The sequence below is a fragment of the Ignavibacteriota bacterium genome (assembly GCA_013285405.1).
Lineage (GTDB): Bacteria > Bacteroidota > Ignavibacteria > Ignavibacteriales > Ignavibacteriaceae > IGN2.
The window spans coordinates 2,768,052-2,791,797 of record CP053446.1 but is presented as its reverse complement, the minus strand read 5'-3'; the positions used below and the strand labels follow the sequence as shown (position 1 = coordinate 2,791,797).

At 35.3% G+C, this 23,746-nt stretch carries 15 protein-coding genes; 4 read left to right on the top strand and 11 right to left on the bottom strand.

Going from position 1 to position 23,746, the window contains the following annotated elements:
• Positions 1-62 precede the first annotated feature (62 nt).
• The 9 genes from HND39_12215 to HND39_12175 all read right to left on the bottom strand — a co-directional run bounded on the left by HND39_12215 (position 63) and on the right by HND39_12175 (position 14,752).
• On the bottom strand, positions 63-806 hold the full coding sequence (locus HND39_12215; protein QKJ96981.1) for a T9SS type A sorting domain-containing protein: 744 nt from the start codon (positions 804-806) through the stop codon (positions 63-65).
• Positions 803-2,542 carry a hypothetical protein gene (locus HND39_12210; GenBank protein QKJ96980.1) on the bottom strand — a complete coding sequence of 580 codons (1,740 nt, stop codon included), beginning with the start codon at positions 2,540-2,542 and terminating at the stop codon, positions 803-805. The genes HND39_12215 and HND39_12210 overlap by 4 nt, the downstream gene beginning before the upstream one ends.
• 17 nt (positions 2,543-2,559) lie before the next feature.
• On the bottom strand, positions 2,560-3,894 hold the full coding sequence (locus HND39_12205) for a hypothetical protein (protein ID QKJ96979.1): 1,335 nt from the start codon (positions 3,892-3,894) through the stop codon (positions 2,560-2,562).
• Between the two features lie 84 nt (positions 3,895-3,978).
• Positions 3,979-4,134 (bottom strand): hypothetical protein, encoded by a 156-nt coding sequence (locus HND39_12200; protein ID QKJ96978.1) that lies wholly within the window; start codon positions 4,132-4,134, stop codon positions 3,979-3,981.
• Complete coding sequence (locus tag HND39_12195) at positions 4,124-5,539, bottom strand: T9SS type A sorting domain-containing protein (protein QKJ96977.1); 1,416 nt, start codon at positions 5,537-5,539, stop codon at positions 4,124-4,126. The genes HND39_12200 and HND39_12195 overlap by 11 nt, the downstream gene beginning before the upstream one ends.
• A 21-nt stretch (positions 5,540-5,560) precedes the next feature.
• A complete protein-coding gene (locus HND39_12190) occupies positions 5,561-6,874 on the bottom strand; it encodes a T9SS type A sorting domain-containing protein (GenBank protein ID QKJ96976.1) in 1,314 nt (437 codons plus the stop codon).
• Positions 6,875-7,008: 134 nt separating this feature from the next.
• A complete protein-coding gene (locus tag HND39_12185; protein ID QKJ96975.1) occupies positions 7,009-11,229 on the bottom strand; it encodes a response regulator in 4,221 nt (1,406 codons plus the stop codon).
• Positions 11,230-11,398: 169 nt separating this feature from the next.
• Positions 11,399-14,308, bottom strand: coding sequence for a T9SS type A sorting domain-containing protein (locus HND39_12180; protein QKJ96974.1), 2,910 nt, complete (start codon positions 14,306-14,308; stop codon positions 11,399-11,401).
• A gap of 18 nt (positions 14,309-14,326) precedes the next feature.
• Positions 14,327-14,752 (bottom strand): YjbQ family protein, encoded by a 426-nt coding sequence (locus tag HND39_12175; GenBank protein ID QKJ96973.1) that lies wholly within the window; start codon positions 14,750-14,752, stop codon positions 14,327-14,329.
• Positions 14,753-14,899: 147 nt separating this feature from the next.
• Between HND39_12175 and rocD the strand changes: the two genes are divergently transcribed.
• Positions 14,900-16,144, top strand: coding sequence for an ornithine--oxo-acid transaminase (rocD, locus tag HND39_12170; GenBank protein QKJ96972.1), 1,245 nt, complete (start codon positions 14,900-14,902; stop codon positions 16,142-16,144).
• 28 nt (positions 16,145-16,172) lie between these two features.
• Here rocD and HND39_12165 read toward each other — a convergent pair whose 3' ends face one another.
• The gene (locus HND39_12165) at positions 16,173-18,842 is read right to left on the bottom strand and encodes a response regulator (protein ID QKJ96971.1); all 2,670 of its coding nucleotides are present in this window, start codon (positions 18,840-18,842) and stop codon (positions 16,173-16,175) included.
• A gap of 73 nt (positions 18,843-18,915) precedes the next feature.
• Here HND39_12165 and HND39_12160 point away from each other — a divergent pair, with 73 nt between their 5' ends.
• Together HND39_12160 and can are read left to right on the top strand one after the other, a co-directional pair.
• Complete coding sequence (locus HND39_12160; GenBank protein QKJ97994.1) at positions 18,916-19,479, top strand: phosphatase PAP2 family protein; 564 nt, start codon at positions 18,916-18,918, stop codon at positions 19,477-19,479.
• Between the two features lie 106 nt (positions 19,480-19,585).
• Positions 19,586-20,245: a carbonate dehydratase gene (gene can, locus HND39_12155; GenBank protein ID QKJ96970.1), complete on the top strand. Its 660-nt coding sequence runs from the start codon at positions 19,586-19,588 to the stop codon at positions 20,243-20,245.
• 142 nt (positions 20,246-20,387) lie between these two features.
• On the opposite strand, the gene HND39_12150 is transcribed toward can, so the two are convergent.
• Complete coding sequence (locus HND39_12150; GenBank protein ID QKJ96969.1) at positions 20,388-22,244, bottom strand: T9SS type A sorting domain-containing protein; 1,857 nt, start codon at positions 22,242-22,244, stop codon at positions 20,388-20,390.
• A gap of 337 nt (positions 22,245-22,581) precedes the next feature.
• On the opposite strand from HND39_12150, the gene HND39_12145 reads away from it, so the two are divergent.
• Positions 22,582-23,646 (top strand): DUF2279 domain-containing protein, encoded by a 1,065-nt coding sequence (locus HND39_12145; GenBank protein ID QKJ96968.1) that lies wholly within the window; start codon positions 22,582-22,584, stop codon positions 23,644-23,646.
• Positions 23,647-23,746 lie beyond the last annotated feature (100 nt).

The window sequence follows — 23,746 nt, the reverse complement described above, 5'->3', positions numbered from 1 at the left end:
CCACTCTTTTCACTGCTTCTAATTTCTTTAAAGGTATTATTCATATCAGCTTTACTTCTTTTTTATTTTAACAATACCATCTTTTTTACCTGAACAAAGCCTGGGCTTTCTATTCTGTAGACATAAGTTCCACTCGGAAGACTTGCTGCATCAACTAAAATTTTGTGATATCCAATTTCATAAGTTCCATCAGCTAAAGTTTTTACCAGTTCACCGAGCATATTGTATAAATTAATTTTTAGCTGCTCTGCCTGCGGCAATGAAAATCTGATTGTAGTAGTTGGGTTAAATGGATTTGGATAGTTTTGTGACAGATCATATTGTGTCGGGACTACCTCGACTTCAACAATATCGGAATATTCAAATTGACCATCTGTATCTATTTGCTTCAGCCTGTATTGAAATTTACTTCCGTTAGCAAACAGGTCTTTATCCGTGTAGTTGTACTCCTTTGGTGAATTTGAGTTACCGTGTCCTTCGATGAATGAAATTTTGGTCCATTCACTTTCCTTTACTCTTCGTTCGACATTGAAACCAAAATTGTCAACTTCCGTTTCTGTTTTCCAGAAAAGATTAATCTCATTTTTATTCAGTGCTGCCGTAAATAAAGTTAATTCAACAGGTAGTGGACCATTACACAAGGTCCCTGAACCAGTATAAGTCCCTTGAATCATCACATTGTCTGCACAAATATCAGCACCCGTAGTTACTTCAATTGAACTTCCTGGTTCATAAATCATCGAACTTTGTGCTGTCAAAAATTTTGATATACTGAGTATGAGTGCAATAAAAACAAAATTTTTCATTCTTCACTCATCTTTTGATTTAGAGTAGAAAATCGGCCAGTTTCATCTTTAATAGTTTGATGAACTATTAACTGAGCTATTCCATTTTTTATTTCTACCAATTCTTCTTTTAAACCTGTTAGTGATTCTAATTCTGATCTGAGTTTATCATTTTCAAGTTTAAGTTCTTGTATCGCTTTTATCATCGGTGCGAGCAAATCGTTATAACGTAATTCATACATTCCTTCTTCTGTTTTGGTCAGCATACCTGTGTTTTCAATTCCGTACTCATCAAGAACTTCTTCTATCTCCTGAGCTATTAATCCAAATTCATTCTTATGACTTTCATCATTCGTTCTTGTGTAAGAAACGGGATTGAGTTCTGATATAAAGTTGAGCCCAAGATTTAATGGCTGTATATTTTCTTTCCATCTTCTGTCGCTTGTTATTGTCCATGCTACCTGGATACCAGCATAATTTATTGAAACATCACCAATGCGAACTTGGTTGCTACCAGCATTGTTCGGCACCTGTGCATTATATCCAATAGTTATATTGTTACTTCCTGTGGTAATATTGTACCCAGAGAAGTAGCCAATAGATGTGTTTTGATCACCGGCGGTTTTGGTGAAAAGAGCCTCTGTGCCAACCGCTGTGTTACCAATTCCATTGCTATTACGTAGTGCATTCCAACCGAATGCAGAATTTGAGTAGCCATTTGTGTTAGTATAAAGAGCACTAAAGCCAAATGCTGAATTATAATCTGACGTATTAGAGGAAAGTGCAAGCGAGCCAAATGCTGAATTACCCGAACCAATAGAATTATTATAAAGTGCAGAATGACCAAACGCTGAATTATTTGCACCTGTGGTGTTTTGCCGAAGCGATAAGCTCCCAAATGCAGCATTCTGGAAACCTGTATTGTTATTATATAGTGAAAAAAATCCGAATGCAGAATTTCCTGACCCCGTTGAATTAAAGGACAGAGCAGAACTTCCGAACGATGAGTTCCAAATTCCTGTAGTGTTTACGAATAATGAACGATAACCGAATGCTGAATTATCATCAGCGGTATTATTTGTAAGTGCACCATATCCGAAAGCTGAATTATTATTACCAGTATTCATAAACAATGAACTGGATCCAAAAGCTGAATTGTTGTTTCCAATAGAATTTTGATTTAGCGATTGAAATCCGAATGCAGAATTATTGTTGCCGCCGGTGTTATTGTAAAGCGAATATCGTCCGAATGATGAATTATCCGACCCAGTATTGTTATTGAACATCGAAGAGTAGCCGAACGCCGAATTATTATTACCAGAATTGTTTATGGCAAGTGAAAAAGCGCCAAAAGATGAGTTTTGACTTCCGGTTGTTAATGAAGATAGACTTTGATAACCAACAGACGTATTGTAACTGCTTGCGCCTCCACTACCGCTAAGAGTGAAATTTCCCGAAGCTACTCCGATAAACGTATTATAACCAAGTGTACCGGGAGCCTGGTAGTTATGAATAAATCTTTGTCCGTTTTTTGTAATCACTCCCCTCGTGCTTGTACTATTAATTACGCCACCAATCTCAATATTTCTAAGCAGAGAAATATTTCCAGTTGTCTGATCAAGATTTAGATAGTCTGTGGTTCCGTCTTTAATCTTAAATGAACCATTAGTTCCAAGTGTGTTGGTAATGTTTTGTGCCGAAATAATTGATGACACAACAAGTACTGAGAAAATAATTTTTAATGCGATGGTTTTCATTTTTCTCCTGAAAAGTTTTATTGTTTATTATTTTCGTGGTTTACAAATTCAGTTTTGAATAGTTCTTCTTTTGTTTCGATCTGCTCCAACTTTTTTATAAGTACTAATTGAGCTTCCTCAGATTTATTTAACCGTTCAATCAATTTTTCATTTTCAATTTTTAATTCAGCTATCTCCTCGTCTTTCTCAGCTTTCAACTCCTGAACTGCTTTAACTATCACAGGCAGTAGATTTCCATAAGTTGCTTCCCATTTGTCAGGATTATCTTTTAATACAAGATTTAGCCATTCTGCATTTTCAGATTTTTGAATTTCATCGAATTCCTGCGCTATGAATCCTGCTGTTGGTGTTTCCTGTATTTTGCTTCCGTCTGATATTCCTCCTTCATACCATTCTCTCCTGTCCCAGTTGAATTGTCTTGGTTTTAGTTTTGTGATAAAGTCAAGCCCAAGAGTTAAGTCAGTTATATTTTTCTTGTCTCTTGCATCTGAAAGACTTGTAATAGTCTGAACATTACAGCGCAGAGAACTAACGAATTGATTTCCAAGCGTTACCTGGTCTGTTGCTGTTGGTGAAGATGGATTTGCATCAATACCAATCAAAGTTAGATTAAGACCAGTAGTTACACTTGAACCAGCATTATAACCAATTGCTGTGTTGTAGTTGCCAGTATTATTTTCTAACGAATGATGACCAACTGCAGTGTTATTCCAACCGGTTTCATTATCGTATAAGGCGTTGAACCCAACTGCAGTGTTGTTTACACCTGTCGTGTTTGAATATAAACTGTTATTTCCGAATGCAGTATTTTCATTTGCGTTGTTGTTATACAGTGAATGGACTCCGAAAGCTGAATTATTACTTCCTGTTGAATTTGAGCCAAGGGACTGATAACCGAATGCCGAGTTATTGTATCCTGTTGTGTTGTTGGAAAGTGAGAATGTTCCGAAAGCAGAATTCCATGAACCTGTTGTATTAAATGTAAGTGACTCATACCCAACACCAGTGTTATAGCTGCCAGAAGTAACTGTACCTCCCATTGTAAAATTTCCGGAATTCATTCCAATAAAAGTATTTAGACCGGCAGTGCCATTGCCGTAATACGTATGTATAAATTTATTATATCCTTTAAATACAAATCCTAATTGTAAACCTCCGCTGTTTTCAGATAAAATAAAGTTTCTAAATAATGAAAGATTGCCAGTTGTCTGATCAAGGTTTAGATAATCTGTTGAACTGTCTTTGACTTTGAAATTTCCATTTGGTGCGAGTGTATTGGTTATATCCTGTGCTTTGGATACAACACTCATAATTAAAAATATTATTGTAATTGTTGAGAGAATGTTTTTCATATTAAATGATCCTTTCAAGAAATAGAATGAGAATTACAAGAGTTAAAAGATAAATGATTTTCGAAATATGTTTTTGCAGCAGTTTCATAATGAACTTAAAATACCAAGTATTATCATCATAGCAGCCAGCCCAATGATGAAAAAAATTATCATCATAATAAGTCTCGCTTTTTTTTCTCTGCTTTGAATTTCTTCAAGAGTTTTCTCCCCTGCTGTTTTGTTTCTTTTATTATTTAACAAGAATCATCTTCCTTGTCTGGATTATTCCTTGTTCTGAATTTATTTCAGGACCTTTCGTCCTCAATCGATAAAAGTACACTCCACTAGTCAACTCACTTGCATTAAAGTCTATTGAATACTTACCAGCTGGTTTAGTCTCATTCACTAACTCCTCCACTTCTTCTCCCAATGAATTGAAAATTTTTAGAGAAACGAAACTTTCATTTGGAATTGAAAATGATATTGTTGTTGAAGGATTAAATGGGTTGGGATAATTTTGTTCTAGAGAATATTTATCTAAAGCTAAATTTGATTCATTAACAGATGTCGGCTCTCCCCTATCGAGTAAAAAAGCTTCATACCTCTGTAAAGACGGACGATAGCCCTGTCCAACTATAAATCTTCCATCCGGTGTGATCGTGTTTGCTTGCAGTAAATATCCTGATTGGTTTATTAGATTTGAATAAACAACATTCAGATCGTACATCACATTGGTTAAAGTGTTTATTTGTCCCCATAAAAATGCAACTATTCCATTAGGATTTTGCCCTGTAGTAAAACCAACAACAAGACCATCATCTGAAACATCGAGAGCATAACAAACTTCCGGGTTGGTAATACCTGACAAAAATCCAAGATCGACCTCGGGATCCCAATATCCAGGTGGTACTTTGTGCCATCTGAATCCGTGCATTTCGTTTCCGTTCATTATAATTCTGCCAACTGCGTAGGTTCCATTTTCAGAAATCGCCTCTGCTACACCATTACCCGATATTACGGGAATAGGCATTGCATTACTAATGTAATCTCTCCAATCAACAGGTCTCTGATTATAATTTTCATCTGACGACCATCCAACTAATAAACTGCCATCACCATCAATGGAATTAACTAGTGATGTTGAATCTCCACCAATTAACACATCCAGTTCTTTCATACCAAAAGATTCAGCCCATATAAACCCTCTGTATTCGCCAGAAGTATTTTGTATCTGACCAACTATTCTTGAGCCATCAGCAGAAATACCCTGTGCATCACTTTCTATGAATGGATCACCGCCTAATTGCGTTAAATATTCAAGTGAATTTGTCTCAGTCCAACGAAAAGCTTTCTCGGTTCCAAATTCGTCTTCGGTTGTTCCTACTATTATTGTTCCGTCTGACGAAATCGAACTTGCCATGCTTTCAATATTCGATGTTCCACTCAGTGTCTGCATTCCTCCACTAACAGTCCAACGAAATGCTCTATCTTCATCATTGCTGTTTTTACTTTCACCAACTACAATAGAACCGTCATTCGAAACAGCAAAGGCTTCACTTTCATCACCGCCCAATGTACCCAACCAGGTAAACGATTGTGAATTAATCCGAATTGAAATTGTGATAAATATTATCAACGTAAATATTAATTGAGATTTGAGTTTCATTTTTTATCCTCCTGAAAATTTTTATTTGAGATAAATCATTTTTTTCGTTTGTGTGAAATCGCCTGCAGAAAGTTTATAAAAATAGATTCCGCTTGTTAGTTCGCTTGCATCAAATGTAACCGAATAATTACCTGCAGGTTTTGTTTCATTCACTAATTCTGCAACTTCTTCGCCTAATGAGTTATAAACTTTTAGTGAAACAAATTCTTCATTCGGTACTAAAAACGAAATTGTTGTTGAAGGATTAAATGGGTTTGGATAGTTTTGATTTAAATGAAATCCCGATGGATAATCCGATAATTCATCGACAGAGTTTATTCCGTTTACAGCTAAAAGAAATCCTTCATTCTGAGAGGTTATGCCATTAGTTCCTTCTCCAACAATAAACTGACCATCTAAAGAAATTCCCAATGCATTTGATAATTCAGAGCCTGATGTTAATAAACTTGAATAGGTTTGATTTAATTCTTCCAGCCCGCCTACATTTGAAAGCCGAAATGCACCATTGCCAAATGAACCAACAATAATACTTCCATCTTCCGAGACAGCATTTCCCTGACTGAAATTTCCAGCAATATCAAATTCAAAACCACCACTCTGTGTCCAGCGAAAAGCTTTGTATAACCCTGCACTGCCTGTTTCAAATCCAGTGATTGTATTTCCATCTCCAGATATTCCTAATGCAAAACTGTAGAAAGTGCCAATCTGTTCCATTCCAAGTGTATCAACCCAACGAAAAGCGTATGGATCACCTGCACTGACATAAGAATAACCACAAATCATTGAACCATCAGCCGATATATCATTTGCACCAGAGGAACTGCCTCCTAGAGTTCCTAAGTCTTGAAGACCTCCGGCTTGAGTCCAGCGATAAGCATTTGGATATATATCAACAATAATAGCTGTTCCATCTGCAGAGATTCCATGAGCTGTGCTGTAATCACCAGCGCCTAAATCCTGCATTCCTGTTGACTCGGTCCATTTAAAGGCACGATAAATATTATTAGCATCATCAGACCATCCAACGATAATTGAACCATCAGCAGAAACATCAGCCGCTACACTCCCATTTCCGCCCAACGTACCTAAATCCTGAATTCCAGTTTGTATAGTCCATCTGAATGCCCGTGGATTTCCATTCGCATCTTGTGAAACACCAACCACAACCGAACCATTATCTGAAACTGCACGAGCTTCGCTATCATCTCCTCCAAGCGTACCTAACCAGATCAATTGAGGCTGCTGAGATAGGACATCAAAAAAGAACAACAAAGTTATTGTCGCAACGAGTAGCAGAAATTGACTAATATTCCTCTTTAGTAAAAAACGATTCATCATAAACCTCTTCTTAAAAAATTATTATTAATTGATTGGGTAAAGTTAGTTTCTCCAGCAGACGGCTGCTGTCGCAGGTGTGTCAATAAATAGCGGATTTGTTGCGAAAAGTATGTATTTGGAGTTAAACGAACTTAAAATTTAGTTCGCTCTGTAAACTCTGTTGGGAGGCAATTAAATTGCTGCCGGAAGGCTTTTGTAAAATGAGACGGACTGCTAAATCCGACTTCAAATGCAATCTGGGTTATGCTTAATCTTTTTTCAAGAATTAATGAGGCGGCTTTTTTTAATCGGAATGTTCTGATAAATTCACCCGGAGCCTGCCCGATAACTGCTAATATTTTACGGTGTAATTGGCTTCTGCTCAGAAACATCTCTTTAGCAAAATATTCAGAATTGAATTCAGTATTTGAAAGATTTTTTTCAGCAACTGCAAAAGCTTTTTCGAGGAATTCATTATCAATAGAATTAACAGCTATTGAAGCTGGTTCAACTTTGATTTCTTTGCTGAATCTCTCACGTAGTATTTTTCTTTGTTCGAGGAGATTTTTAACTCGTGCAAATAATTCTTTGGAGCTGAATGGTTTAGTCAGATAATCATCTGCACCTGTTTCAAGTCCGGCAATTTTACTTTCAACATTTGCTTTTGCAGTAAGAAGAATTACAGGTATGTGACTTGTAAGCCAATCAGTTTTTATTTTTTTGCAGAACTCAAAACCATCCATCGCGGGCATCATAACATCGCTGATAATCAGATCGGGCAAAAACTCGGCTGCTTTTTTTATTCCATCTTCACCATCAACTGCTTCGTTCATTTGAAATTCATTTTTCAACAGACTTGTTAAGTAAGTTCTAACATCTTCTGAGTCTTCTACAATCAGAATAGTTGGTTTAGCTTCGAGTTTCTTTTTCTTTTCTATAAGTTCCTGTTCGATTTCTTTATCTAACTCATCTGATTTCTTTTCTTCTGATATTTCTGACTGATAAGTTTCTTCATTAGCATAAACTTCCGAGCCAATTACTTTTTCATCTTCACTTAAATAATGATCCGATAGTGGAATCCGAAGAGTGAAGATTGTTCCTTTTCCCAATTCGCTGACAACACTAATATTCCATTTGTGTAAATCAGTAAGTTCCTTAACCAGAGCAAGACCGATCCCGGATCCTTTATATTTTTTCCGTGAAGAATCATCCACCTGAAAGAAGCGATTAAAAATATTTTCAAGCTTGTCTTCAGGAATTCCAATACCTGAATCGGATACTTCCACAACAGCAAATTTATTTCCATCTACTTTCGCGTACTGAATATTTATTGACACATCTCCGTTTGCCGGTGTAAACTTAATCGCATTTGATAAAAGATTATTAATTATCTTTTCAAGTTTGTCTCTGTCAATCCAGCAAATAAATTTTTCTGAAGAAGATGAAAATGAAAGTTTAATTTCTTTTTGTTTCGCGAGCGCTTCAAATGCAAAAAGCAATCCTCTTGCAAGACTTACAAGATTTTCCTTTTTTGCTTTTAACGGAATTGCAGCATTTTCCAGTTGAGTCAGTTCCAAAAGCTGGTCAATCAGTTCCTGAAGTTTTTCGCTGTTACGCTTAATTAATTCATAGTACTCTTCTTTATTATCTACTGTGTCTCCGTTTATCAGTTCTTCTATTGGTCCGCGGATAAGAGTAAGCGGAGTCCTGAATTCGTGCGAAAGGTTTGCAAAAAATCTTGATTTTATATTTTCGAGTTCACGTTGTTTCTTAGCTTCAAATTCGCGCATCTTTAATTCGTTTCGAAGTTTTGAACGATTCATTTCGATTTTTCTAATAGAAAATATTCCTGCGAAAATTATAATTACATACATTGCATAAGCCCAGCCGGTTCGCCACCATGGGGCTCCGATGTTAACAAAAATACTTTTTTCGTTTCCTGTCCAGATACCATCACTATTCGTGGCTTTCACTTTAAAAATATATTTGCCAGGATTGAGGTTCGTGTAAGTAATAAATCTCCGATTTCCTGAAATTATCCAATCGTTATCAAAACCTTCCATCTTGTATGTATATTGAATTGATTCAGGATCATTGTAATCCAAAGCAGAGAACTGAAATGAAAACACATTTTGAGAGTAAGCAAGGTTTATTATTTTAGCAGTTAAAATTGATTCAGACAAAGGAGAATCATCACCGATTTTTACCAGTTGATTGAAAATCTGAAAATCAGAAACTACTACGGACGGTCTGTAAGTTGATTGGGTTATTTTTTCAGGATCGAAAATATTTAATCCATCACTACTGCCAAAGAACATAAATCCGTTTGATGAATTAGCTGCTGAACCTGAATTCATTTCGCTGCCGATTAATCCATCTGAAGTTGAATAGTTCCTGAATAATTTTTTCTCACTATCGAAATAGGAAATGCCAGCATTTGTTCCTATCCATAGATTACCTCTGTTATCTTCAACAATACTTTTTACTGAGTTATCAGCTAAACCATTTGCTGAATTAAATACTTCAACATCACATTCAAGTGATTTGTAATCTCCCCTGAAAGTTAAATTTTTAATTGAAAGCTTATTCAGACCGTTACTGCTTCCAATCCAAAGCACTGTTTCATCATTTGTATTTGTTCCACTCGAAAATTTCTTTTCACAAATCGTGAACAAACTATTACTGCTAAGTTTTAATTCAGAATTTTTAAGATCAATTAGTTGGAGAAACTTTCCTTCATCTTCGGGATCAAATAAATTTAATCCGCCGCCGTTTGTTGCGAGCCATAATCTTCCTTTGCGGTCGCGATGGATATCCCAGACATCATTATGACTGATGCTTTGAGGTTTTTTACTTTCACTAATCCAGATTTCGTATTCTCCATTGATCGTATTAAGTTTTGAAAATCCACCACCCCAGAAACCAATCCAGAGAATATTATTTTCATCCAGTCGCAATGATTTTATATAATCAAAGGCAGTGGTTTTAAAAGTTGGACTCTCGATTTTCCAGCTTTTAATTTCTCCGTTATTTAATGAAAGCTGTTTCAATCCTTGTCCATAGGTTCCGATCCATAAGTCATGATTATTGCCGGGTTCTAAAGACCAAACATTGAATTGATTGGTTGATGAAATTTTTATCGGTTCAGATTTAGAAGTTGAATTTATTAATTGATAAACTCCATCGTCTGTGCCAAAGAACATATCACTATGTGAATCGGTTATTACAGATCTCACATTTTTAGCTTTCAAATCATTAAGCATTTTTGAACTAAATCCTGAACTGAAAGGATTATTAAACTTCAATGCCTTTGGGGATATATAACTAATTCCACCTTCGGTTGCACACCAAATGACACCTGATTTATCTTTAATAATTTCATTTACCTGATTATTAATTATACTTGAGGGATTTCTCTCATCGCTGAAATACCTGACGATTTCTGAAGTATTTAAGTTCATTCTTATCACTCCGGCGTAAGTTGACATCCATAAAATCTTTTCGCCATCATTATCTTCTTCGACGACTGATGAAACACTGTTGCTGAATTGTAAACCTTGTGCTATCGGTAAATTTATTCTTGTAATTACATTTGTTCGAATATCTAAAGATGCCAAACCGTTTGCTGTTCCGAGCCACAATTTCTTTTCATCGAAATGTGATTGTTGAACTGACCAAACAAGATTGTTATTCAGACTATTTTGATTTAACGGATTATACTCATATCTGAAAAAATAATTTTCATTGGCTGACGGTATGAATTTATTCAAACCATTGTAAGTGCTGATCCATAAATTCCCTGCTGCATCTTCAATAATTGAAGTGATGAAATTATTAGAAAGGCTGTTCCGATCTTCAGGATTATAATTCCAACTTTTTGATTCACCGGTTTCGGGATTAAATTTAAAAAGTCCTGATTGATAAGTGCCAATCCAGAGCGAGTTGTTTCTATCTTTATAAATTGCAGTGATGCTATTTTCCTTTACAAACTTTGATTTAATCGTCCAGTGTCTGAATGAATCATATCTACGATCATAAAGATTCAACACACCGCTTTTAGTACCGATCCAGATATTGTCATTTTCATCTGCAAAAATTGCCCAGATATTATTGTGTGAAATTGAATTTGAATCGGTGGGATCATTACGATAAACTTTAAAGTTGTAACCATCGAAACGGTTTAAGCCATCCTCAGTGCCAAACCAGATAAATCCGGTTTTATCCTGAAGGATTGCATTGATCTTATTATTTGACAAACCATTTTTCACAGAAAGATTTTTAAAATTTAAATCCTGAGAAAAAAGATTTGCAGAGAAATTTATAAATAAGAGAAATGCCAGATAAATTTTTCCGTTCTTACCTGCAATAATCATATTATAAATTTAATGATGAAGAATGTTAAAAGGCAAGAATGTTTTAAAATAAAAAACCCCCTTCTATATGAAGAGGGTTGTTCATTACTCTTAAGCAACTTTTCAATTTAACTAAATCCCCGCAATGCGGGATTTCTGACCTGTCTGCCAACCAGCAGGTTAAGTGATATCACTTAAGCATCAACATCTTCTTTGTTTCAACAAAATCTTGTCGTGCCTGCCCATTTTGGGAACTTGTCTCAGGATCTCCAACTCTCAACTGATAAAAGTACACACCACTCGTGAGATTCTGACCTTCGTCAGAATGACTTCTGAATTCAACTTCATAAGTGCCGGCAGGTTTTTCTTCGTTAACAAGTGTAGCAATTTTATTTCCCAAAACATCATAAACTTTTAGTGTTACAAATTGCCTACTGCCAATTGCATACTGGATTTTGGTTGTTGGATTAAATGGATTCGGGAAATTTTGTTCTAAATAATATTCAGTCGGCAATTTTAAATTTTGAATATCGTCAGTTGCTAATACTAAACCAATTTCCGGAGTTGGCAATTTCACAGTAGTGTAAATATGAAACTCGCCTGCAGCTAATGAAATTTCCGTTTGTGTATTAGTGATTAATATGCTATCTCCGCTAAAGTAATCATACCACCAACCTGTATTTGGAAATTGAGGATTAATATTTAATTGGCTTATATTAAAATTTCCTACAATATTCACATTCATCGTGGAATCAAGTATAGTTAATCTTTTTGCATAATCGGAAAGACTGTACGAATAATCATCACTGTTGAAAGCCTGATAGTTTTTTAATTTTATTAATGCTTGCCACACTAAATATAGATTCTTTCGGTTACCATCATTAAAATAATCCCAGCGTATGGGTTTTGGATCTAACCTGCAATCAGGAGTTCCGCAAGGATAGTTTATTGAATAGTCATATCCAAGTTCACCAAATTGCCAGATCATTTTTGGTCCGGGTATGGTTAAGTAAAATGCACCAGCTAATTTCATTCTCTGAATAGCTGTCGGGAAAGATTTAATATTATAGTTGCTGTTCGAATTACCATACAATAAATTCTTATACATAAGCCGTTCTTCATCGTGACTTTCCATATACGATACAAGATGCATATCACTCCAGTTTCGTGATTTGTGAGTTGCACCTGTAAGATTTGATGAATAACCCATTGTTGCTTCATTGTATTCATAATTCATGTTTCCCCATAACATCATCCCATAATTTGAAAGAACAGTTTCTTCGCTGTTGACTGCAAAGTGTTCCAATATTACATAAGCATCCGGAAATGCTGCCCAGATTGAATCCGCCATTCTCTCTAAAATATTAATTCTGGATTGATCATACTGTCCCCAAAGATTAACATCGTTACCACTAAAAGTTTGTGTAAACCCTTTGGAGAGATCAAATCTGAATCCATCAATTTTAAATTCGGAGAGCCATTGTCTGTTCACCCGATCCACATAATATTTTGTTGCTGCACTCTCGTGGTTGAAATCATAACCAACATTATAAGGATGACGTGGAATTGGATTAAACCACGGACTGTTTGCAGCGGGACGATTATTAACTTTATCCCAATACAACCTGACCATCGGTGATTGACCAAAAGCATGATTTAAAACCATATCCATAATAACAGCTATTCCCATTCCGTGAGCCTGATCAATGAACTCTTTAAACTTATCGGCGGGACCATAATATTTATCAAGCGCATAATGATATGACGGATTATATCCCCAACTCAGATTGCCTTCAAATTCCATCACTGGCATCAGCTCAATTGCATTTACTCCTAATTGTTTTAAATAATTTAATGTGTCTTTTAATGCCTGATAATCATGTTCTGCGATGAAGTCCCTCAACAGTAATTCATAAATAATCAGTTTTTCTTCATCCGGTTTTTGGAAATTTGGATTTTGCCATTGATATTCAGCTTGATCGGTTTGGAATAATGAAACAAGCTCTGCAGTTTTTCCTTGAGGATAAGGTTTTAAGTTTGGATAAGTCTGTGAAGAAATAAATTCATCATTCCATGGATCAAGAATTTTTTTTGTGTATGGATCGCCAATTCGTATTTCTCCATCAACTAAATATTGAAATGCGTACTCAAACCCTATTGTAAGGTTATCAAGAGTTATCCACCAAACAACTTTATTGCTATCGTATTCGTATCGGTTAAGGAAATAATTTGTCTCAACTTTCCAATCATTAAAATCACCAATCAGGTAAATAAATTCTTTGTATGGTGCAAATAACATTAACGTCACGCTGGTTCCGCTGTTATAATTGATTCCCTGTATAATTCCCGGCGGTGGAGATTGATTAATGACCAGCGGATTAACAAACATCACAATGTGAGCACTATCAGCCTGACCAGATGTATCGAGCCCAATAGCTATAACATCGTGTGGACCGGGAGTGTAATTACCATAACTGAAAAGAAAAATTATTGAGTCTGCTGAAGTTTGAGTTACTAATGACCCATCAATAAATAAACTTAATTGAGATAACTCTGTCCCGATCTCAACTGCCCTGACATCAATCAGCACTGAAGAATCTTTTCTAACAAATGCAGGTGATCTCAGCGGATCCCCAAAATTATTTGAGACAACCGGATTTTTAAATACTATACTAAGCCCGGGCTCAAAGAGCGGAATGAAAATATCCGGACGAGTTTGTTTGGCTGCATCAGAACTTCTGAAAACAATTGCAACTTCCTGGATTTGTTCTGATTGATTGGTAACGCTATAAAATTGTCTTGGAAATCCTATCGTCAATTTGTAAAGGTTAGTTCCCAATCTTGTAAGTGCTGGCTGATTCTGATTATTCCCCCAGTCACCAATTACGTGCTGCCAATCACCATAGTTTGTATTAACTCCTGTGTGCGCATATACTGTTCCTGTATAATTCAAGAGTTCTTCTGCACCAGGCTGAGCTGCATCAAACAAAACTATAATACTGTCTGATTGAGTTGGATACTCCGGAGTTGTTACAACAATCTGCGCATTTATTGTAGAAATAAAAAAAACTACAAGTAAAATCGTCATTAAACTTTTCATTCATTCCTCTTTTAAATTTTATTTTTTCCTGCCGGTAATTTGAATAACTATCTCTCTTCTTCTTGACCGGTTGTCAAAATCTACAAAAATTATTTGCTGCCATGTACCTAATAATAATATACCTTTTGAAAATGGAATTGTCAATGAAGCTCCTTGAATTGATGATCTTATGTGCGAATGTCCATTACCATCATGCCAGGTATTATCGTGTTCGTAATTGATATTCTCAGGAGCTATCCGATCAAAAAATTTTGGATAATCTTTCAGCAAACCAGGTTCAAACTCAATTGTTGTAATTCCCGCAGTCGAACCACCAGCAAAAACAAGAACGTTTCCTTCAATAAAATTATTTTTTAAAATAAGATCGCTGACCTGGTCTGTTATATCGGTTATATCACAATTTCCTTTAGTAGAAATGTTAATTGAATAGGTTTCTAATTCCATGTATTACTTTCCAAACTAACAAAGTTTTAACTGCATAAAGTTACAAATTTTTATGTCTGATTGTTTGTACACTCCTATTTTCATTGGAAGTCTTAGTGCGTAAGGTTAAATTTGTAAACCTATTTCAAAATTAAAAAGAGGAACGACATGACATCACAAGATTTTATAAAACTGGAAGAAAAATATGGCGCACATAACTATCATCCGATAGATGTTGTAATTGATAAAGGTAAGGGTGTTTGGGTCTGGGATGTTGAAGGGAAAAAATATTTAGACTTTCTCTCAGCGTATTCAGCAGTAAATCAGGGACACTGTCACCCGAAAATAATTAATGCCATGATTGAACAGGCACAAAAGTTAACATTAACTTCACGTGCATTCTATAACAGTTGCCTCGGAGAATTCGAAAAATACATCACTGAATATTTCGGTTATGACAAAGTTCTTCCGATGAATACCGGAGTTGAAGGTGATGAAACTGCTTTCAAACTTGCAAGAAAATGGGCTTACACAGTAAAAGGTATTCCGGAAAATAAAGCGAAAATTATTTTCTGTGAAGGAAATTTTCATGGAAGAACAATGATGGCTGTTTCTGCATCCAATGATCCTGATTGTAAAGAAGGATACGGACCCTATCTTCCCGGAATTGAATTAATTCTTTACAACAATATTGCTGCTTTGGAAAAAGCACTTCAGGATCCAAATGTATGTGCATTTCTTGTTGAACCAATTCAGGGAGAAGCAGGAGTTATGGTTCCGGATGATGGATATCTGAAAAAAGCTTACGATCTCTGTAAATCTAAAAATGTTTTATTCATCGCTGATGAAGTTCAAACAGGATTATGCAGAACAGGAAAACTTCTCGCTTGTGATCATGAAAATGTAAGACCGGATATTTTAATACTTGGTAAAGCATTATCAGGCGGGGCAATGCCAATATCTGCTGTTCTTGCAGACGACGAAATAATGCTTACAATTAAACCCGGTCAGCACGGATCAACTTTTGGTGGAAATCCATTAGCCGCTAAAGTTGCTATTGCAGCACTGAAGGTTCTTAAAGAAGAAAATCTTGCTGAACATGCTGATAAGCTTGGAAAATATTTCAGACAGGAAATGCAAAAGATAGTTGACGAACTTGAAATTGTTTCGATGGTAAGAGGAAAAGGTTTGTTGAATGCGATAATAATTAAACCAACTAAATCAGGAAAAACTGCTTGGGATGTTTGTGTTGAGTTTAAAGAAAATGGTTTGCTTGCCAAACCAACTCACGGAGATATTATCCGCTTTGCACCTCCGCTCGTTATAACTAAAGATGAAATTGATTTTGCAATCAATACAATCAGAAAAGTTTTAATGAAATTTGAACACGAAATGACTGCGGTTGAAGCTTAATTATGAAGCCCTCATTACGAGGGCTTTTTTAGTTTTGGTTGATATAATTTTTTATTTCTTTATTCGTTTCTTCAATAATCTTATTGAACTTTTCTATTCTTGCATTTACGCTCACCCAATCATTGTTCTTTCCTGATAGTTCGATAGCATAAGCTTCATCACCAACTTTTACTGCACCGATTGAATAGCTCGAGCCTTTAATGGAGTGAACAGTTTCGACTATCTTTGCCAGATCATGATTAGTTAAAAGGTCAGTAAGATGAATGTATTTATCATCAAGATCAGAGAGAAAGGATGTAAGTAGATCTTTTTCAAATTCTTTATCTCCGAGACTAACATTTTTTAATCTATCCGTATCAAGAAGCGGGCTTTGCTTTTGTTGAACTTCATTTACAACACCTTCATCTCGCCGAATATCAAGCAAAACATCTATTTTTTTTACGAGTTCCTGACCAGACACCGGTTTTGAAATATAATCTGTCATACCTGCGTTCAGACATTTTTCTTTATCCCCCATCAGAGCATGTGCTGTTAATGCAATAATTGGAATATCTCTTTTGGAACTTGTGAAAGAACGAATTTTTTCAGTCGCTGCAAATCCATCAACATTTGGCATCTGCAAATCCATAAGTATCAGATCATAGTTTTCTTTTGATACAGCATTTACTGCTTCAAGACCATCACAAACTGCCGAAACATTAAAACCAAAAGTGTTTAGAATTTTAATCGTTACTTTTTGATTTATCAGATTATCTTCAGCGAGAAGTATTTTATATTTCCCTCGTTTTTTCTTGAATCCATTTCCACGAAAATTTTCAACACTGCCGAGGAACTGTGTCTCAAATGTTTCTTTTTCAGTTTGGCTCTCAGTTAATGCATCACGCTCAGTCTGAACTTTACAAACGATAGTAAAACTAAATGAACTTCCTTCACCTTCAATACTTTTTACAATTATTTTTCCACCGAGCAATTCAACGTATTCTTTACTAATCACCAAACCTAAACCCGTTCCGTGCGCAAATGATTCATAGAAATCACCTAATTGTGAGTAAGGTTTGAATAATTCTTTAATCTTTGATTCAGGAATTCCAATTCCGGTATCAGAGACAGATACAGAAACTTCAGCGTCAGAATTATTTATCTTTTTAGTTTTTACAGCGATTGTGATTTCACCATCTGATGTAAATTTAACAGCATTTGTCAACAGATTAGTCAATATTTGTCTTAGCTTAACTATATCACCGACTAATTGAGAATCAATTGATTCAGGAATTTCTTTTATGATCCTGACATTTTTTTCACTCGCTTTGAGTGATATTACAGAGATAGATTGATCTATTACGTTGATTAAATTGAAGCGAACATTTTCAACTTTTGCTTTTCCGGCTTCAATCTTTGAAAGATCAAGAATCGAATTTATTATGTCGAGCAATGATTCCGCTGACTGACGGGCGTTTGTTGAGAAGAATTTTAATTCCTCTTCATTTGAATAAGCACCTGCTTCTATCAAAGAAAGAAACCCTAAAATTCCATTTATTGGAGTTCTGATTTCGTGACTTAGGTTTGCAAGAAATTTACTTTTTGTTCCGCTAATTCTGATAGCTTCCTGTGCCAGTTTCTCATTCTTTTCTTTTTCCTCCTTCAACATTTTTGCAACGAGTTTTCGTTCTTCTTCTATTTTTACCTGCTCAGTGATATCATAAATATTTCCTTCGAAATAAATGTTTCCATTATCATCCTTAACAACACGGTCATTTAACCTTACAACAGCAATTGAACCGTCTTTCTTTCTTAACCTAACCCTATAGTTCTCAACTTTATTTTTCTCCAACATCTCTTTTATAAGGTTCTTTCTATCCTCTTCATCAACATATAAATCCTTAGTATTCAAATCCATTAACTCAACGCTGCTAGAGTATCCGAGCACGTTTGTGAATGTCTGATTTATAGTAAGCAGTTTACCATCGGGAGTTGATTGAAAGATTCCCTCCAGTGAGTTGTCAATGATTGATCTGTATTTTATATCTGATTGTTCTATTTGCAGATTTCGTTCGGCAAGAAAAAACCGCATCCTGAAATTCACTGCACACGCAATTATCGAAACCACACTCAGACATAAAACGAAAATCACTGATTCTTTCATGTTTGGAAGAAAATATATGCTGTGATTATTGAATAGTATTGAAGCGGCAAAAGTTAAGTTATAATAAATTGCGACAATTATCTGATGTTTAATTTCCCAGCTCAAAAAAAGTGCAGATGAAAATATCATCAAACCAACAATACTTGAATTTACAAGTATAGTCGAAGGTATCATATAAATCATCAGACCTGATGAAATAATTATGCTGAGTAAGAGAATATGAATTAAAATTATTGATCTTTTTACTGATGTTCCAGCACTGGAAGTTGCAAGTATTAGAAAAGCAATAAGAGTAGAGGTGAGTCGAATGAAATATATTTCCAGTGAATAATCCGGAAAATATTTTATTTCCAGTATCATTGCGAATGATCCGAATAAAGCTACCAGCACGGACATAATACGCAGCGGTACATAAAGAAGTTTTTCCAGTTGTTCAATCAGTTCTTTATATTTTTCTTTTGAAAGGGGGAATTTATTCTGAAAAATAAATTCAAAAATCGAAGCGCTGATAGCTGAGGTAAATTGAGAGCCTTTATTTATATTTATTGAGTTCAATTATCACCTTATTTCGCCGGAATAAATCGATAAATCATTAAAATTATCAAAATGAAACTTCACATTTAATGCCATTATGGACTTATTGTATTCATTTGATTTAGCAATATTTTACTTTTTCAATCATACCATTTCTACAGGATTTCTGGATAAATTCTTTTCTATAATTACTGATGTTACTAAGTGGTATATCGCTTATGCAATACTTTTAGGAATTGCATTTTTTAAAGGCGGAAGAAGAGGTAAGATTGCTGTGATTGGATTAATACTTTTAATTATCGTAACTGATCAAACCGGTTACAGATTGTTGAAAGAAACTATTGAAAGAGTCAGACCTTGTAACGCACTAAGTGATGTCCTGACTCCCATCGGTTGTTCCGGAGGTTTTTCTTTTCCTTCAAACCATGCACTAAATAATTTTGCTGCAGCCGTTTTTTTATTACGATTGTTTCCCAATTACAAATGGGTTTTCCTGATAGTCGCAACTTTAGTTTCTATGTCAAGAATTTATCTTGGTGTTCATTATCCTTCAGATGTAGTTGGTGGTGCATTAATCGGTGCAGGATTTGGATATTTGTTTTCAATCGCAGCATTAAAAGCTGAAGATTATTTTTTAAAAAGATCTCCTAAATCCTGATGAGTACTGAATAAATTTATCAGGATTCATTTTAAATTTGTGGCAGGGAAGATCAAACTGCATAACAATATTTGTAATCTAATTTTTATTTTTAATCGTAGAACAGATGAAAGTTTTAAAACATTTATTCGACAACAACCGAAAATGGGCTGATAACAGAAAAAAATCTGATCCGGATTTTTTTAACAAGCTAGTTCTTCAGCAAAAACCTGAGCACTTGTGGATCGGATGTTCTGACAGCAGAGTTCCGGCAAATGAAATTGTTGGACTTCTACCGGGCGAACTTTTTGTTCATCGAAATGTTGCAAACCTTGTTGTGGAAAATGATTTAAATTGTTTATCTGTAATTCAGTTTGCCGTTGATGTATTAAAGGTAAAACATATTATTGTTTGTGGTCATTACGGATGCGGAGGAGTAAAAGCAGTCCTTGAAAATTCGAAATTAGGACTTACCGATGACTGGCTTTCAAATTTGAAACTGATAAAAGAAAAATACTCAACTTTACTTGAGCAAAATCCTGATGACTCTTCGCAGATAAGTAAACTTTGTGAGTTAAATGTGATTGAGCAAGTCTATAATGTTTGCAGTACAAATATTGTATTGAACGCCTGGAAACGAAATCAACCTTTGACTATTCATGGTTGGATTTATGATATAAAAGATGGATTGCTTCAGGATCTTGGTGTTTGTATTGCAAATTATACTGAATTGCAGAATTCCACAAAAACAGACATAACAAAATTTTTTAATTTGAAATCTCATTAGTCTGAAGATTTAAATAACGCCGACTGTTCAAACTTAGTTCGTAACTATTAAATAAAGTACCAAAATCATTTCAGCAATACACGATACTGCTTTCTATGTCTGAGTATTATTCTTTTCTCTTTAACTTACACTTGCTCTCAACTTACTTAACCAGCATCATCTTCCTTGTTAATTCTTTCGTTCCGGAAATAATTCTATACATATACAGTCCGCTGCTTAATTTTTCTGCATCAAAGACTACTTCGTGGACTCCTGCGGGATATTTTCCTTCTGCAATAGTTTCTACTTCTGTTCCGATTGCATCAAACACTTTCAAAGTGATAAAAGAAGCTTCGGGCAGTTGAAAACCTATTGTAGTTTTTGGATTGAACGGATTTGGATAATTCTGACTAAGTTCAAATTCTTTCACTATAAATAAATTTACTTCAACTTCATTTGTGTAATTTACTGTGCCATTATAATCAACCTGCTTCAACCGGTAGTGATAAGTTCCATCATAAAAAGGATCATCTTCAAACTGATAATAATTTCTTTCGGTAGAATTACCGTGCCCTTCAACAAATCCAACTTCCATCCATCCGCTTTCTTCTTCTGTTTGATTCATATCTTTTCTTTCAATATAGAATCCGAGATTATTTAGTTCACTCGCAGTCTGCCAAGATAAAAAGACTTTTCCGTCATCTGTGCTTGCTGTAAAATTATTAAGTTCAACCGGGATTGTTACTGAATCTTCGATAGCAGAAATCCAGACACTCAACTGCCCACTCTGAAGTCTCATCCAGAAAGGATAAATCTTTCCATTCCATGCAGCAATGTTGCTGTAATCACCAAAGAACACTCCGGAATTTGGTGTGAAAGATGATTCGCTCACTTTAAAATTTTCAAATGTATTTCCACCATCGGTTGATTTAGCTACAAAAACATCGGTAGCAGCACCGGTTGTATTTCTTCTGTCATAAAAAACAAACCAAAGATGACCTGATGATGGATCTATTGTTGACCATACAAAAAACTGGTGACGAGCAGTGTTGTCATCATTTACTTTTATCGGCGCAGTCCAGGTATTTCCACTATTAGTAGATCGTGCCATAAAAATATCTGTGTCAGTTGCACCGTTTCTTTGATCTGACCAAACCACATAAACATTTCCTCTATAAGGTGAATTGCTGATATCGCACATTGTAATTGGAAGTCCGTTGCATCGGTAAATTCCTGAAACTTCATAATCCCAACCACCGGGCATATCAGAAACAAAAATATCCTGACCCCAGGTTTGTCCGCCATCGAAAGATTTATCGAGAACAATTCCAAGGGGACCAGCCCAGGAAACATAAACTTCACCGTTTGGTCCGACACAAGGTACAGCCCCTTCAGTTGTGTTATCGCTGTCAATGCAATCTCCGCTTACATCACTGATTACGACTGCATCACTCCAGCTTAATCCCTGATCAGTTGATTTTGAAAACCTGATCCGTGAACTGTCATTCGGGTTAGAACTTCCATAATCATCAAACTCTGTCCATGTCATATATATATGACCTCGATACGGTGACTGTGAATGATCAACTGCCATCCATTCTTTGTCCTGAGCTTTTGGATAAGAATTCCAGCCGACTCCAACTCCATCGTTCCAGCTAATTCCATTATCAGTTGATCTTTGGACAACAATTCTATCAATCCACCAACCTGATACCGGGTTGGAAAGATGTGCGTAATAAAGAATACCAGAGCTGTCAAAAAGAACTACGGGATCTCCCCAAACGCCAAGGTTATTTGAAACCAATTGAGACTCAATCCATGTTAATCCACCGTTCGTCGAACGATAGAAGTGGTCAATATTTGCTCCGCCAGCTAAAATATTTGGATTGAGAGGATTTATTGCGATGGTCACTTCTTCCGGACTTCCATTATTATCCACCAAAATATTTGGATACTGCCCCAGGATATTTACCGAGAAAAGTAACACAAGGCTTATAATGATTTGAATATATTTTTTCATTCTATTTCCTCTTGAAATTTATTTTGATTCTACTGTAACATCATTAAATGTATTGTTTAAGCTGAAACATTTTCTTTTTGATCTTTGGTAAATGATAATCGGGTTATGAAAAGCTGAACTGAAAAATGGCAACAATTTTTTCATATTTGATTAAGTGATTGAGTCTTTTAGAATATTTGTAAAATTCTTATACGAAAATTACTATCTTTTTAGGTCAAATGTATCAGTATATAACCAATGAACTTAGAAACGACTGATATTCTTATGGTTTCAGTGGAATAAATCTTGCATTTATATTTTATTTCAAATATGTTTTAAGAAATAAATATTCAATATTGTGAGATTAACAATAAACATATTCCTTGCATTCTCTCTATTCTGTTCACAATTATTTGCACAGGATTCAGCCATAGTACACATTCGTGCGGACAATTTAGTCTCTTCTTCAGAACAAATACCTGCAGAATATTTACAAACTATATCATCAAATAATAAAATAATTCGTTCACCTCAACTCAGGCTCGGGGCTGCCAGTCAGCCAATATTTGTAAACAGTGAAAGACCTTTGATCGATGGAACGCTCTGGAGAGAAAAATCTGATGTTGACTATTTGAGATTGAGTTCGATGGCTGGACTGATGCTTACTGCAAATATAATTGCATTAGATTATCAGATGGATATCTGGTACACTGAAGAAACAAATACTTTTCACTCACTTGATTTTAGTAAGGATTGGGGAAAATATCAGCAGATGGATAAATTCGGTCATTTCATGGATGCATATTTCACAAGTGATCTTTCAGGAAAAGTATATCGTTGGTCCGGAATTTCTGGCAACACTTCAGTCTGGCTGGGTGCTTTAACAGGCTGGCTGTGGATGTTGGAAATAGAATTAAATGATGCATTCATGGCAGATTGGGGATTTAGCTGGGGTGATATGCTTGCTAATACCGCTGGTTCAACATTTTATGTGCTTCAACAATTTAATTACGATTTGCTTGGTGGAATTCATCCCAAATTTAGCTGGCACAAATCCGATGCTTGGAAAGAAATGAGATATAATCATGATCCAAAAGCATTAATCGAAGATTATGAAGGAATGACTTTTTGGGTTACAGTAAATCCACATCATTACTTTCCTAAAAGCTGGAAGAAAACTTATCCTGAATGGCTTGCACCACTTGGAATTGCTTTCGGTATCAGCGCAAAAGATATTGGAATTTATCCCTGGGGCGGTTACAAAGAATATTTTGTTGGTTTAGATGTTGATCTTAGAAAACTTCCCATACTTGATGAAGTAGATTTCTTAAAGTTTTTAAAGAGTGAAGTAAACTTTTTACGTCTTCCTTTGCCAACAATCCGTTTTTCATCACAAGGTACCTGGTTCGGTTTTTATTTCTGATTCGTCCCGACCCGCTTTCTTATCTAGTACAATCTGAGTCCAAAACAATATTTCTTTATTGAATTATTACTGATATTTGCATCCAACAAAATATTATTAC

What these genes read in the sequence shown, in the direction of transcription:
- HND39_12215 (QKJ96981.1), bottom strand. Translation starts at nt 806, where the DNA reads ATGAAAAATTTTGTTTTTATTGCACTCATACTCAGTATATCAAAATTT.
- HND39_12210 (QKJ96980.1), bottom strand. Translation starts at nt 2,542, where the DNA reads ATGAAAACCATCGCATTAAAAATTATTTTCTCAGTACTTGTTGTGTCA.
- HND39_12205 (QKJ96979.1), bottom strand. Translation starts at nt 3,894, where the DNA reads ATGAAAAACATTCTCTCAACAATTACAATAATATTTTTAATTATGAGT.
- HND39_12195 (QKJ96977.1), bottom strand. Translation starts at nt 5,539, where the DNA reads ATGAAACTCAAATCTCAATTAATATTTACGTTGATAATATTTATCACA.
- HND39_12190 (QKJ96976.1), bottom strand. Translation starts at nt 6,874, where the DNA reads ATGAATCGTTTTTTACTAAAGAGGAATATTAGTCAATTTCTGCTACTC.
- HND39_12185 (QKJ96975.1), bottom strand. Translation starts at nt 11,229, where the DNA reads ATGATTATTGCAGGTAAGAACGGAAAAATTTATCTGGCATTTCTCTTA.
- HND39_12180 (QKJ96974.1), bottom strand. Translation starts at nt 14,308, where the DNA reads ATGAAAAGTTTAATGACGATTTTACTTGTAGTTTTTTTTATTTCTACA.
- HND39_12175 (QKJ96973.1), bottom strand. Translation starts at nt 14,752, where the DNA reads ATGGAATTAGAAACCTATTCAATTAACATTTCTACTAAAGGAAATTGT.
- rocD (QKJ96972.1), top strand. Translation starts at nt 14,900, where the DNA reads ATGACATCACAAGATTTTATAAAACTGGAAGAAAAATATGGCGCACAT.
- can (QKJ96970.1), top strand. Translation starts at nt 19,586, where the DNA reads ATGAAAGTTTTAAAACATTTATTCGACAACAACCGAAAATGGGCTGAT.
- HND39_12150 (QKJ96969.1), bottom strand. Translation starts at nt 22,244, where the DNA reads ATGAAAAAATATATTCAAATCATTATAAGCCTTGTGTTACTTTTCTCG.